General features: G+C 58.7%; 6 protein-coding genes and 2 pseudogenes. 2 read left to right on the top strand and 6 right to left on the bottom strand.

Going from position 1 to position 14,300, the window contains the following annotated elements; genetic code table 11:
• Positions 1-3: 3 nt before the first annotated feature.
• The 3 genes and pseudogenes from Q0O99_RS11650 to Q0O99_RS11640 form a co-directional block, all read right to left on the bottom strand.
• Positions 4-3,315 carry an ATP-binding cassette domain-containing protein gene (locus Q0O99_RS11650; protein WP_293751667.1) on the bottom strand — a complete coding sequence of 1,104 codons (3,312 nt, stop codon included), beginning with the start codon at positions 3,313-3,315 and terminating at the stop codon, positions 4-6.
• Positions 3,312-4,622: a TolC family protein gene (locus Q0O99_RS11645; RefSeq protein WP_293751665.1), complete on the bottom strand. Its 1,311-nt coding sequence runs from the start codon at positions 4,620-4,622 to the stop codon at positions 3,312-3,314. Before Q0O99_RS11645 ends, Q0O99_RS11650 begins: the two co-directional genes overlap by 4 nt.
• Positions 4,623-5,659: 1,037 nt before the next feature.
• Positions 5,660-6,032, bottom strand: a pseudogene (locus Q0O99_RS11640) (transposase); the annotation flags it as partial.
• Between the two features lie 647 nt (positions 6,033-6,679).
• On the opposite strand from Q0O99_RS11640, the gene cysD reads away from it, so the two are divergent.
• Together cysD and cysN are read left to right on the top strand one after the other, a co-directional pair.
• Positions 6,680-7,606 (top strand): sulfate adenylyltransferase subunit CysD, encoded by a 927-nt coding sequence (gene cysD, locus Q0O99_RS11635; protein WP_293751733.1) that lies wholly within the window; start codon positions 6,680-6,682, stop codon positions 7,604-7,606.
• Positions 7,606-9,534: a sulfate adenylyltransferase subunit CysN gene (gene cysN, locus Q0O99_RS11630; RefSeq protein WP_293751663.1), complete on the top strand. Its 1,929-nt coding sequence runs from the start codon at positions 7,606-7,608 to the stop codon at positions 9,532-9,534. Before cysD ends, cysN begins: the two co-directional genes overlap by 1 nt.
• A 43-nt stretch (positions 9,535-9,577) precedes the next feature.
• Here cysN and Q0O99_RS11625 read toward each other — a convergent pair whose 3' ends face one another.
• The 3 genes and pseudogenes from Q0O99_RS11625 to Q0O99_RS11615 form a co-directional block, all read right to left on the bottom strand.
• A complete protein-coding gene (locus Q0O99_RS11625; RefSeq protein ID WP_293751661.1) occupies positions 9,578-10,657 on the bottom strand; it encodes a TIGR03032 family protein in 1,080 nt (359 codons plus the stop codon).
• 59 nt (positions 10,658-10,716) lie between these two features.
• A complete protein-coding gene (locus tag Q0O99_RS11620; protein ID WP_293751659.1) occupies positions 10,717-13,911 on the bottom strand; it encodes a glycosyltransferase family 2 protein in 3,195 nt (1,064 codons plus the stop codon).
• Positions 13,912-13,916: 5 nt separating this feature from the next.
• Positions 13,917-14,300: pseudogene (locus Q0O99_RS11615) on the bottom strand (hypothetical protein); the annotation flags it as partial.

The raw sequence follows: 14,300 nt of genomic DNA, 5'->3' as shown, positions 1-14,300 counted from the left end.
CGTTCAGCGTTCGTTCATGGCCCCGCCAAAGGCTTTGTAGATGGGTTTGGCCAAGTACTTGAGCACCGAGCGCTGACCCGTTCTGATGTCGACCGTGGCAGTCATGCCCGGCTTGAGCACCACGGCGGCCAGCATCGGGTTGGGGTGGCTGCGGGCTTTGTCGGCGTCCAGATTCACGTGGGCCCGGTAGTAGCTGTTGCTTTGGCCATTGGCGGCTTGTTCGACCAGTGTGTCCGAGCTCAGATACACCAATGTGCCCTCCAAATTGCCGTACACCGAATAATCAAACGCATCGAGCTTGATGGCCACTGGCAGTCCCAATTGCAGTTGCCCAATGTCGACCGGGTTGATCTTGACCTCAAACACCATGCCCCCTTCGGTGGGTGAGATCTGCATCATCTCGTCACCCGCCCGCAAAACACCTCCGATGGTGGTGACCTTGAGGTACTTCACCACCCCGGCAATCGGTGCGGTGAGCACGGTGTGGCCCAGCACGCTGCGACGTTCATCGAGCTTGTAGGCCATGGCGGCCAGATCCTCGGCGAGCTTGGTGGCCTCGGCTCGGGCATCTTGCAGGTATTTGTTGCGTGTGGCGTTGATCTTGGCCTCGATCTCCACGGTCTGGCGTTTGGCCCGCATCACCTCCAAGCGGCTGGTGTCGCCATTCTTCAGCAGCGCCTCGTTCATGCGCAGCTCTTCCAGGGCCATGTCCAGACCTTGTTGCAGGCTCGTCAGCTCATCTTGCAGGCTGCGTTTGCGCTGTTCGTACAAGTCTTGCTGTACCGCTACGATTTTGGGGTCAGTTCGCAACGCCGGGCCAAATTCGGGTGCACGGCCCAGCGCCTCGGCCTGCGTGCGTGCCAGCGCAACAGACAAGGCGACCGCCTTGGCGCGGCTCTCGTCATAGCTGGCCTGCGAGCGCTCGCGCTCCAAGATGGCAAGCTCTTGGCCCGCCTTGACGCTTTGACCCTCTTCGACCAAAAGCTTCTCCAGCACGCCGCCATCGGCCGACTGAATCACCTGGGTGCGTGCGGTGGGAATGATCTGCCCTTGAGCGCGCACGGTTTGCTCAATCTCAAACAAGGCCGCCCACAACAAAAATCCAATGAACGCCGCTACCAAAAGCATCGTGATGGACGCAAATCCGCGCTGTTGTGCCGCTTGCTGTGCCGCCTGTTGTGCACGCTGCTGCGGGGGTGGCGTTTGCAGCCTTTCAAGAACTTGCGCCTTGGGGCCATCCATCACCACTTGGTGGTTCGCCACCACCATCAGGCGATCGGTCAATTCCAACATTTCAGCCTTGTGCGTGACCAATACCAGCGTGTCTGATGGGCCTATGGCCGCCTTGAGCGCATGCATGACCTGCTGCTCCAAACCCCGGTCCATCGAGGCCGTGGGTTCATCGAGCAGCCAAATTCGCGGACGGCGCAAAAAAGCCCGCGTCAAGTTCACCAACTGGCGCTGCCCGCCCGACAGGCCCGTGCCGCCCTCAAAAATCTCTTGCTGCAAGCCCTTGGGGTGCACGGTGATGACGGTTTGCAGCAGGCCTGTCTCGCGAGCGGCCTGCAAAATCGCTTCGTCTCCTGGATCGAGTTGGCCCAAGATCAGGTTGTCGCGCAAAGTGCCTGCAAACAGCCGGCCCTCTTGCTGCACATAGCCCAAGTGTTCGGCCAGCAGCGGTTTGGACAGGTGTGACAAATCGACATCGTCCAGCAAAATGCGCCCCTCTTGCGGCTTGTACATGCCCGAGAGCAAGCGCAACAGCGTTGTCTTGCCAGCGCCAATGGGGCCAAGCACGCCTATTTTTTCTCCAGGCTGAATCACCAAATTTGAAACCGCAAGCGCCTTTTTGCCGCCGTAGCTGGCCAAAACCCCCTCAAAGCGGAAAGCGCCCTTGATTTTGGCTGGCAAGATGGGCATCTCTTGCCCATGGTGGTCGTCTTGCAGCGCCCACAGGCGGTCTAACCCCTGCAGCGCTGCTTTGGCGTGGGCCCATTGCACCAACTGACCCGGAATCATCGAGACCGGCGAGAGCACCCGCCCCGACAAGATCGAGCAAGCAATCAGACCGCCCAATGACAACTCGCCTCGACTCACCATCAAAGCACCCGTGGCCACCAGCAGCGTGTAAGACACCTGTTGCAGTGAACTGGCCAAATGTTGCGAATGTTCACTGACATTGCGAATTTGCAAATCGCTGTCACGGGCTTCGTCGGTGGTCTTCATCCATCGCGACAACATGCGCCAGCCGCCCTGGCCTGACTTGATGCTCTCAGCCCCCTCGACGGTCTCCACCAAGAGGCCTGTTTTTTGGTTGCTGGCCGCATTGGCCTGAGCGGCCAACACATCAACCCGCCGGCGGTAATACATGCCCACACTCAGACACACCATAAAAAACAGGAGTGGGATGACGGCCAGCCAGCCACCAATCATGGCCATCACCACCAAAAACAGCAGTGCAAAAGGCGCATCCACCAGCAAACTGGAAGTGGCGGTGGTAAAAAATCCACGCACGGATTCATAGCCGCGAATTTGTGCGGACAGGGCCCCCACGCTCTGGGGCAACTGGTCCAGCCGGATCGCCAAAAACCGCATGTAGACTTGGCGCGCCAAGCGCTGGTCGACTTGGTCAATCAGCCTTTCGTAGAGCCGACTGCGCACGCGCTTGGCCAGCCACTCAAACATGATCGCACCCACCACACCCAGCGTCAGCACCAAGAGCGTTTGCGAGGCGGCTGCGGGAATCACCCGGTCATAGACCTGCAAGCTGTAAAACGAAATCACCAGGGCCAGCACGTTGATCATCATGCTCCCCAAAAGCGTCTCGCGCAGCACACTGGCATTGGCGAGCAATTCATGGCGAATCAGTTGGGCCACCGGACTGTTGGTGGCCGAATAGGGGCGGGTCAGGCGCAGGGTGGCAATGGTGTGGCGGTCCAGCTTGGCATCGGCACATTCGTCCCAGCGCTGGTTGGCCGCGTCCCACCAATCGCTGATCCACAGGCCTTGCGCGTTTTGCCCGCGCAAAACCCCCCATTGACCGTGCCCTTGGTTCGCGTCTTGCGCGTGCACCAGCGCTGGCATCTTGGAAGCATCAGGCCCTTTGAGCCAGCGGGGTGCAGCCACTTGCAGGTGCTGGGTGACGGTCTGAAGCTGTTCTTGGGGCGCTTGTTCGGCATCGGGTGCACCCAAGGCTTTTTCGCCCAAGGCCGCAGCTACCGCCTCTTGCAAGGCCAGGCGGTCAATGCTCTCGTGCTGCAGTTGCGCCAAGCGCGCCAGGCTGGGCAATAAATGATTCATCTCGGGGGAATTCATGGGGTGCCCTGGGTCACGGCCTCAATGCCTTGGGTGTAAAAACTCAAACGCCAGCTCACCACCACCTGGGTGGACAGCAAGTCGGCGATCTGGGCCTCGGTCTGCGCCAGTTCTCGTGCGGCATTCATCACATCTAGCCAGGTCTTGCGGCCCGCCAGAAACTGGCGATCAAACGACTCTGACACCGACTGCGCCGAGCGCAAAGACGCCTGCATCGATGCCAATCGGCGCTCTGTGGCCATGAACTGGGCATGGTCTGCCAGCACCTGTTCAATGAGGTTGCGCGTTTGCACCTGCACCTCGGCCAAGGCGGCCTCCAGCTGGCTGCGCGCGGCGGCCACATTGGACAAGCCCGACAGACCTGCACCTAAGCGGCTGCTCACCCCAACGAAAAAACGGTTGACCGGCGCGCCATTGGCAAAGTTGAAGTTGCCGTACTGGCGCTCCGCGCGCAGATAAATCTCGGGCAACAAATCGGCGCGCCGTTCAACCACCGTGGCCTCTTGCACACGCACTTGCGATTGCGCTTTTTGCAGCGCGGCACTTTGGCCCAGCGCTTGCTCAAGCAGGGCGGCCGTCAGCGCACTCACGGGGCGGGGTGTGGCCACCGTGCGGGTCAGAGCGGCACCCACAATGGGTCGGCCCAGCAACTGGCCGAGCCGGGCCAGTGCCATGTCGCCCTGGACCTGCGTAGCGGTCACCTCGGCGCGAACGGCATCCAGACGCCCCAGCGCCAAAACCCGGTCACTTTCGGCAGAGACCCCTTCCTCGATGCGCCTTTGAACTTGCCGAAGCAGCCGGTTGTGGGTGTCTTCATTCTTTTGGCTGGCCTGCACCTTCAGGTGCGCGGACAGCCATTCACCATAAGCCTGCACCACCCGCAGGCTCAGCTGCAGGCGCGACTCTTCCAGGGCGGCTTGGCTTTGGTCCAGACTGGCCTGGGCCTTGTCGGCCCCTGCCGTCAAGCGACCGCCGGTGTACAGCGGCTGCTGCAGGCGCAAGGTGGCCACGCGATTGTCCCCCTGGTAAGACGGATCGGTCCCACTGGTGGTGGCGTTTTCCAGAGACACCGAGGGCGTGGGGTAAAACTGCCAGCGCGCACTCTCTACCCCTGCTGCTGCCGAGGCCACCAGCGCACGTTGACTTTGGGTGGTGGGGTGAGAATCCAGTGCGTCCCGGACCAGCGAGGCCAGCGTCGGGCTTGGGGCTGGGGCGGGAGCTGCGGTCTGCGCCTGCGCCCATAATTGGGCACAGGCCATGCAGACCAACAACAAATTTTTGTAGGCTAACTGCACGGGAGTGGTCACTTACAAGATTTGCAGGGCGACATGAAGATTGTGCGCAATGTCTACACCGGTGCCCAAACGGCCACCCCCCAAAGAGGCACCAGCGTGAGCGTCGGGCGAAGGCGTTGCCGTCCAGCAAGTCGCACCCCAGCCTGGTGGTTTGTCATTGCACCCCGTGTTTGTCCCCATAACATTGAAGGCATCCCAGATCGCCATGTCGTCCTCATCAGTGCAGGGCATACCATTTGTGGTCGGCCCAGGGTATGTGTGGCTTGTGCCAACTGGCGTTTGGGAACCACCGTCTGTGGGGCCATTTCACGCGTAATTGTCAAGTGTACGCCATTGAGTGTGACAAAACGGCAGGTCTCGGTGGTGCCTTATTGACCCTTTGCGTTAACGACGGGGTGTGGGCCCAGCCTGCAATGCGGTGGTTGAACAAGCCGTCCAATGCATCATGCGTTGGCGGGCCGTTTAACCACCGCGGCCTCTTGTCCACGCACCTCAGCAGCAGGCGCAAGGAGGCCACGCGGTGGTTCCCCTGGTCAGCCGGATCGGCCCCACTGGTGGTGGCGTTTTCCACAGACACCAAGGGTGCGGGGTCAAACTGCCATCGCGCACGGCCTACCCCCACTGCTGCCGAGGCCACCAGCGCACGTTGACTTTGGGTGGCGGGGGGCGAATCCAGTGTGTCCCGGACCAGCGAGGCCAGTGTGGTGCTGGGGGTCTGCGCCTGCCCCTGCCCCTGAGCCCACACAGGGGCACAGGCCATGCAGGCCCAACACAAGTAACGGTGGGTCAGCTGCAGGGGAGTGGTCATTTACAAGACTTGCTTGTCCGAGTGCCTGGCGGTTTGGCAGCAAAGCCTTTCAGCAAGGGACCTGTCGGCGCTGTTGGGTTGACCACCTGGTCCCCCAGATTTGTAGGATCGGCCGGGGGTGAAGGGTAGAGATTTTTAGCCATATCGATTTTGCTGAATCGCACTGTATTTATGATTTTTAATTTATGGGTCCGGTCAGGTTAAATACTTCTATGACCTCCGTGAGTTGCGCTAGCTGGGCCTTGACGGGCTTGCTGTGATGTACTCGCAAATAGTCCAATATCAGAATTTCATTTGTTTGTTTCCTTGATCATGGCCTCAAAAAACTCAACGAGCTTGTCGTTGTTAAAGACCTCATCAATGATCATCCAGCGCGTCTTGCCTTGGTTGGTGACTCTCGAGATCATGGACAACTTATGGCGCTTGACCCCAGCGGCATAGGCCATCAGCGTCAGCCCTTTGGGTTGGTAACGCCTGCCTCGCACATCGTTGATGATCAAGGATTTTTCATCCCACCAATTTATTTCTGCACCTTCAGCTTTGGCATTTTGAGCTATCAAAGGGTATTACTTATCAAGCCACTTTATGACCGTTTCAGGGCGCCTCTTACAGGCGCAGGCGACTTGTACAAACTTTGCGTCATCAGTTGCCAGCTGTCGCATTGCAAGTTTTCTAAATTTAATTTTTTGTTTTTAAAATAAAAAAGTAAAATTCACATAAAAGAGAAATAAAAATGCATATTGCGTCAAAGCCATCGCTGCATTTATTCGGCTTGGATGCTCATCAAGTCTGGGACACTGAGCGCGCCTTCTCGCATCTGCACGCGCTGGGGGAGGCTGACTCCAAGCGCACCGCCGAGCGACGCATCAACGCCCTGGGTCTGCTAACGCAAGTACTGAACCCAGACCTGCTTCTCGATGAGCTTGGCAGGCCGCCAAACCGGTTGGTATTGGATTGGGCCATCGAGCAAGCCAGAAAACGACGCGACAGGGTTCTCTTCGCGCAGCTGTACCCAGTGCCCACGGGCGAAAACTGCCTACAAGCCAACGATGCACGCGGTGCACGGTTCTGGGTGCCGATGGCCACTTTGAATCGGGAAACGATTCAGCAGGCCCTGATCAAGCTCCAACACCACATAGGAAGGCCCATTGCCGTATTTCCCCATGGCCTGTTGGCAGGGCACTTGCGCCACTTGCCGAGCGCTCCTGAGATTCAGCTCTGCCCCCAAGCTTACCGGCCAACCCTAGCGGCAGACTTGCGTTTGAGCGGCAACCGCAAACCCGCTTTGGCAGCGTCGCCGCACCTCAAGCGCCTGGAAGCCGAGAGCATCCACATCCTGCGCGAAGCAGTCGCAGAGGCCCAGAATCCTGCCATGATGTACTCCATCGGCAAGGACAGCGGCGTCATGTTGCATCTGGCGCGAAAAGCCTTCTACCCGGCACCGCCGCCTTTTCCGTTGCTGCACATCGACACCCGATGGAAGTTCCAGGAGATGTACCAGTTCCGTGATTTCATGGCACGCGAGAGTGGCATGGATCTGCTGGTGCACACCAATCCCGAAGCCATCGAAAAAAACATCAACCCGTTTGACCACGGATCGGCGTTGCACACCGACATCACCAAAACAGAGGGCCTCAAACAAGCCCTGGACCACTACAAGTTTGACCTTGTATTTGGCGGGGCCCGGCGCGATGAAGAGAAGTCACGCGCCAAAGAACGTGTCTTCTCCTTTCGCTCAGCCACCCACCGCTGGGACCCGAAGAACCAGCGCCCCGAAATCTGGAGCCTTTACAACACGCGTAAGCGCCCTGGCGAGAGCATCCGCGTGTTCCCTTTATCGAACTGGACCGAGCTGGACATCTGGCAATACATCTACCAAGAGAACATTCCCATGGTGCCTCTTTACTTTGCCAAACCCAGGCCGGTCGTGATACGTCCCGAGATGATCATGATGGTTGACGACGAGCGTTGCCGCATGTTGCCGGGGGAGGAGGTGCAAATCAAGAAAGTACGATTTCGCACTTTGGGCTGCTACCCACTGACAGGCGCTGTGGAGTCGCAGGCAGAAACGCTAGAAGAAGTTCTGCTGGAGATCATTGGCACCCGTCAGTCCGAGCGCCAAGGCCGCAAGATCGACACCGACAGCGCCGGCTCCATGGAAAAGAAAAAGCAAGAGGGCTATTTCTGATGGAACGCCCCAAGAAAATCCCAACAGTGACTGCCCATACGACGTTCACCACTGCCCATGAATGGATTGCACAGCAAGCCCAGCAGGATTTGCTGCGTTTTATTACCTGCGGCAGCGTGGACGATGGCAAGAGCACGCTGATTGGCCGCCTGCTGTGGGAGTCGCAACAAATATTTGATGACCAGCTGACCGCACTGCATTCTGACTCCAAACGGTTCGGTACGCAGGGCAACGACATCGACTTTGCGCTGCTGGTTGATGGCCTTTCCGCTGAACGCGAGCAAGGCATCACCATCGATGTGGCCTATCGCTTTTTTTCCACGCCGAGGCGAAAGTTCATCGTCGCCGACACGCCGGGACACGAGCAGTACACACGCAACATGGTCACCGGCGCATCGTCTGCCGATGTGGCCGTGCTGCTGATCGACGCGTGTCATGGACTGCTTGGCCAAACGAAGCGGCATGCCCACCTCGTGTCGCTTATGGGAATCCGCTGCGTGGTGCTGGCGGTCAACAAAATGGACATGGTGGGCTACGACAAAGCCATCTTTGATGCCATCGTGACCGACTTCAATACCTTGGCAAAGTCGCTGCGCTTTGAAAGCGTCACGGCTATTGCGCTGTCTGCCTTGAAGGGCGACAACATCACCACCCGATCTGCGCACACACCCTGGTATCAGGGGCCAACACTGATCGGCTGCCTAGAGACGATGCAAATTAAAAAACCGGCGCACGCTAAATCGGTTTTTCCTGTGCAGTGGGTCAACCGTCCAGACGCGACGTTTCGAGGCTTCAGTGGCACCCTGGCATCAGGCCAATTGACAGTGGGCGATGCACTGCGCGTGACAGCGTCCGGGCAGACGGCCCTGTTGGCGAGGATAGTGACGGCAGACGCGGACCTGACCACGGCGTGCGCCGGTGATGCCGTCACCTTGGTGCTGGACCGCGAAGTCGATGCCTCTCGCTCAGATGTAATTGCATTGGCTGCTCAACCGCTGGACATGACCGACCAATTCGAGGCCACACTGGTGTGGATGCATGAGGAGCACGGACTGCCGGGCCGTGCTTACGACCTCAAGCTGTCTAACCAGTGGGCCAGTGCCAGCATCACAAGTCTGAAATACCGGGTGGATGTCAATACCCAAGCACACGAATCTTGCAAACAAGTGGCCTTGAACGACATTGCAGTGGCCAACCTGGCGCTGAGCAAGCCGCTTGCCTTTGCACCCTACGATGAGAATCCAACCCTGGGCGGCTTCATACTGGTCGACAAATTCAGCCACGCCACTGTGGCTGCTGGCATGATCCGACACAACTTGCGGCGGGCGGAAAATGTGCACCGGCAGGCGCTGACCATCACCCACGAAGACCGCGCGCGCCTCAACGGCCACAAAGGTAAGGTCGTCTGGTTCACCGGGCTCTCCGGCTCGGGCAAATCCACCATTGCCAACGCGCTAGAGAAGAAACTCCACGCCCTGGGCAAGCGCACCTACATCCTTGATGGCGATAACATCCGTCAGGGACTGAACAAGGACTTAGGCTTTACGGATGCTGACCGCGTAGAAAACATTCGCCGGGTGGCTGAAGTGGCCAAACTGATGATGGATGCCGGCATGATCGTGATGACCGCCTTTATCAGCCCGTTCCGCGCCGAACGAGAGATGGCTCGAGAACTCGTTGGGCAAGAGAACTTCTTTGAAGTGTTTGTGGATACCCCGCTAGAGGTCTGCGAGCAGCGTGACTCCAAAGGCTTGTACAAGAAGGCTCGCAATGGGCAATTACCCAATATGACAGGCATTGGTAGCCCCTACGAAATTCCAGAAACTCCTTCCTTCGTCATGGCAACCAATCGGTCGACCATCGAGGAAGCCACAGCTGCCCTCGTCAATAAAATATTAGACAGCGAGTGCCAGCAACACCCGCTGTGACTTTGCCTTGCTGTTCAACAACTTGCTTTCAAGATCAGTCCGTTTACTTTTCTATGCTGAGCACACGGCCAATTTCATTTGTCTTAAAGCCCAGCGCCATGGGCCGTTTGACGCCTGGCAGTGTAATCACGTCATACAACTCAGTGACCACGCCTTCAATGCGCAGCCAATGCACTGTATCGCCCGTGCGCAAGTCAATCACTTGCACACCGCAACGCGCCTCTGCCTTGCGTGACTTGAGGTTTCCGTCCAGCGCCAAACCGCTGAACGTTCGGTTGCGGCGCGGCTTGGACAACCCGACCAATGCGTAATCCCCATGAAAAAATAAGCCACGCATGTACCCGGGACAAAAAGTCAGGGGCACAAAGCGACCGGAATCAAGTTCAACATGGCCAAACTCGCCCGTGCCTGAATTGCATACCCATAGCTTGTCTTGGTGCCAGCGTGGCGAATGGGGCATCGACAGGCCGCCGGCCACCACCTCATTGCGTTGGACATCCATCACGATGCCGCCAGCCGAGCGGTGGTCACGCCAGCCGTCCACCACATCTGACTCGCCCACAGCAGTGACATAAGCGGCCCGACCCTCTTTCATGGCCAGACCGTTGAGGTGGCAGCGGTCTTCTGCGGCCAGCTTGCTCAAAAACGGCGGCCGCCACAACGGCTTAAAGCTGTGGGTATCGCTTAGCGTGGCCAGGCAGCCAAAAAGCGTGTTCACAAACACCAACTTGCCATCGGCATCTAGCGCCATGTCGTGAATATCCAGATCCCCCGTGGTGTTGCCTACCTGCGGCAGATACAGGCGGTCATAGCCATCTTGGACCTCACCTTTGAGGAAAAGATTCTCAAAGCGCCACACCTGGTGAATGCTGCTCATGTAAAAACCGTTCGGCGTGGGACACATGCCCATGCAGCGGCTGAACGAGCGATCGAAAACCGACATATCGCCGTTATCCTTCAAGCCCAGCAAAAACAGTCGGCCTATTTGGTAGGTGGTGAGCGCGACGGAAAGCTTTTGCTCGGCCATCCAATCCATGAAGTGGCGGGAGGTGCTGACCTCAAACGTCGAAGATGGCGTGACCTCTTGCGGTGTATCCGCTGCTGCTGGTGCGTTATCTGTCATAAGTTTGCCCTTGCATCCACCAAAAATTCATTGTGAGCCACATGATAGCGAAGCGAGGCTTATGCGCTCTTGAGCAACTCCATCACCTCGGCCTTCGACATCGAGGGCATTGGGTACTTCTGTATCAGCGCCGAAAAATCGGGCACCGGATCCTCTGCGATTTGCTGCAGCGGCAGAACTTCGTCATCCAGTGAATAAGTCAGTGCAATGCGTTCTAGATCAAGCGTCTGACCCTTTGCATCGGCTTCGCGAAGTTGTTGCGCCAACGCCAGCCAATGCCAGGATTCTTTTTTTCCGCGCTTGGGATTGCGTAACACTGCTTGTGCCCCAACCAGCACCTTGCGTGCCAACTGATCCGCGTCACGCACCGGGAAGTGCGCCAGCTTGAACGGCAAGTCAACTCGACGCACTGGCTGCCCGGTCTGGTCATGAAATGCATTGTGCGAGCCCTGCGACCAGCTATGTTCAGCGCATAACGCAGCGCGCAGCACCAGTTTATCGAGCCCGCGGTTTTCCAGGCTGCGGTGACGAGTCATGCGCCTGAAGAACGGCTGCCCTTCGGCAGCCTCTGGCGCCGGCAGGTAGGTACGCCAAGTCATGGCGCCAGCACAACCCAGCGGAATCGTGGCCAGGGCGGCGTGCAAGGCTGCCCGGTCGGGCAGGGCCAGCAACTCGTCGGCGTCCAGCGGCAGCACAAAGTCCACTTCAGGGCGTTTGGCCACCTCACGCGCCACCCGAGTCTGCATCAATCCTTGCGGGTAACTGGGGTCGTCGCATTCGTGGATATGCAGCGGCAAGCCTTCGGCCTGCAACTGCTGCAGCAACCAGCGGGTGCTGTCGACCGACAGGTTGTCCACCACATGCAACTCGTCGATCAATTGCAGGTTGTAGCGTGCCCACATCTCAACCACATCGGCTTCGTTTCTCACGCAAGCAATGCCAACACAGTAAGTTGTTTTTCCCTCTTCAGTGACAGCCAAGACCTGCTGCTCTGCCTTGCCCCGGCCAGTTACCTGTCGCTGCCGGGAGTTGTCAGCTGAAATCAACCGGGTTTGTTCGCCACTGTTGCCTGCCAGGCAATAGTGGTCCCACATGGTGTGCAGCAGGGCTTCAAAGTTGTTGACGTAGGTATTGATGTCGCACAGTGCAGACCCAGCCATTTGCGCCCGCAGTTGTGCTCGGCCACTGCGCACTTGGGCAATATCAGCCGCCAAACGCACCGCCGCCTGCACGTAAGCCGCTTCGTCTGTGGCCACCCAGTCTGTCCGGCCCAGGGTTTGCATGAAACTGGCCCCCATGCGGCCCACAAAGTTGTTGCCCAGCAGCGTGATCACTGGCACACCCATCCACAACGCCTGCAAGGTGGTGGTGCCGCCGTTGTAGGGCGTAGGGTCCAGGCCAATGTCGACAACGCCGTACTCCTGCATCATGTCAGTCAAGCCGCTGGGGCCTCTGAAAATCAGCCGATCTCTGGCGATGCCGTGTTGCGCAAACAAGGCCGCAAAGCGCTCCTGCACAGCCGCATCGCGCAGTGACGGCGCTTTGAGCAAAAGCTGCGAGCCTGCCACCGCTTGCAACACCTGTGCCCACAGCGCGATGGTCTTGGGTGCGAGTTTCATGGCGTTGTTGAACGAGCCAAACACCACAGGCACGCCAGCGGGCCGGATGGGAGGCAGCGGATACACATCCACCGGCGCCCAACAAAACACACTGCCCGGTAACTGCGCTATGCCTTCGCTGAACAAATGCGCGTGCTCGGTCGGGCTGACCACTTCGTCGCCTACCAGCCAGTCGATACGGCTCAAGCCTGTAGAGTGCGGGTAGCCCAAAAAAGTCGCCTGCACGGGCGCAGCACGCATGGCAAACACGCCCAGCCGATGGGTTGAGGTGTGACCACCCAGATCCATCAAAATTTCAACGCCGTCCCCCACGATGGCCTGGTGCAGCGCCCGGTCGGTCAGGCTGGCGGCTTCTGTCCAATGGTCGGCGCTGGCTTTGGCCTGACGGGTGTATTCGTCATGCATGGTGCCGGTGTGATAAACAAACACCTCCAGACGGCTGTGATCCAGACGCAGCAGCACCGGCAACATGAAGATATTGACCGGGTGTTGGCGGTGCAGGTCACCCGTCACAAGGCCCAGGCGCAGACGGCGTGGGCCGGCGCTTTGCGAAGCAAAGTCGGTCTTTTCCACAAGGGCCGCCTCTATCGGCGCACACACACGGCGGTGCAAATCGGCCACCTCGCTGCTGCTCAGGCCGTCGTGATAAAGCGAGGTCATCGCGATGCTCGAGGCCAAGCGCGACAGTGGGTCACCGCCTTGGGCGTACGCTGCCTCCAAGGTCGCCAAGTGGCCTTTAGCGTCGCCCATGCGCCCTTGCAAGCCGGCGTGCAACAGCTGCGCCTCAGCGTTGTTGGGCTCAAGCGTCTGCACTTTTCGCAGGCTTTGGGCGCAGTCGGCCAGCGAATACACATCGGACTGGATTTTGGCCAGGGCCAGCCACAGCGGCACGCTGGCCGGGCGCAGGCCCAGTGCTTTTTGCAACACCTGCAAGGCCTCTTGCCAGTAGTTGTGCGCATACACCTTGGCTGACAGGGAGAGCAGAAAGTCTGGGTTGTCAGACAGCGATGCCCTTGCAAAGGCTTTTTCTGCCGCCGCTGTGTTGCCCACCGCCAGCAGCGCCTCGCCCAGCACCATCATCGAGCCAAAGCGCACCGGGCGAACGCCCAGCAAGCCGGACAAGGCCGCCACCGCCCCCTTCGCGTCTCCTGCGCTCAGGCGCCACACCCCCATCCAGTGCAGTGATTCGCCCGCAATCGGCTCCAAGGCCTGCGCTTGTTGCAGTGCATGTTCTGGCGTGGGCAAATCGACGCTATCGGTTGATGCGTCCATTTCTTGCACCATGTCCAGTAGGCGCGCCAGGTAAAGCCAAGTCAGCCAGTCACCAGGCTGCGCAGCAATGACAGCGAAAAAACGTTTTGCCAGAGCAGCCGCCTCGGGCAAGCTGGCACGCCCCAATTGCGCGTCACCGGCACCAGGGTTTTGCCAACCCGCTAAGCCCAGCGCCTGCACAGCCGCAGTCAGACTGGCATCCAGACGCACCGCCTGGCGCGCCGTGTAGCCGCCCTGCCATGGCAGTGACTGCTTTGCGTATTGGCGCGCCAGCGCTTGCCACAGCAAAGGCTGCGTCACCTTCAAACGCAATTCTTGCCATAGCGCACTGACAGACAGGTTCGGCAGCTTCACATCAACCATAATCTCTAGAACGGTATCACGGAGAAATTGACTGTAACTGAGCTGTCAATCAACAGTTGTGAATAAGCATCGTCATACTGATAGACGTCATAGGTTTTGCTCACGGTGTTGACCGTGTGGGTGACCTGGCCCAGATCTGTCCAGACGTCGTAATCTGCCAAGTTAACTGTGTCGCCACCATCACCGTCAACGATGAGCTGGTGACGGGATTCTTGTGCTGCAAAGCTGTAAGTGTCGTTGGCCCACCCTAATGCATCTTTCGTGCTGCTGTTGATCAGGTTCATGCCCGCCATGTCCAGCACGTCCCGGTAGCTAATAACCAGGGCGTTGTTACCGCTGCCAGTCAGGTCGATGCGCTCAATGCTTTCGATGCGTGAACTGCTGCCCGG

It is taken from the genome of Limnohabitans sp. Rim8 (genome assembly GCF_945901735.1).
GTDB lineage: Bacteria > Pseudomonadota > Gammaproteobacteria > Burkholderiales > Burkholderiaceae_C > Limnohabitans_A.
This window is presented reverse-complemented; position numbering and strand designations above follow the sequence as displayed.

What these genes read in the sequence shown, in the direction of transcription:
- Q0O99_RS11650 (WP_293751667.1), bottom strand. Translation starts at nt 3,315, where the DNA reads ATGAATTCCCCCGAGATGAATCATTTATTGCCCAGCCTGGCGCGCTTG.
- cysN (WP_293751663.1), top strand. Translation starts at nt 7,606, where the DNA reads ATGGAACGCCCCAAGAAAATCCCAACAGTGACTGCCCATACGACGTTC.
- Q0O99_RS11625 (WP_293751661.1), bottom strand. Translation starts at nt 10,657, where the DNA reads ATGACAGATAACGCACCAGCAGCAGCGGATACACCGCAAGAGGTCACG.
- Q0O99_RS11620 (WP_293751659.1), bottom strand. Translation starts at nt 13,911, where the DNA reads ATGGTTGATGTGAAGCTGCCGAACCTGTCTGTCAGTGCGCTATGGCAA.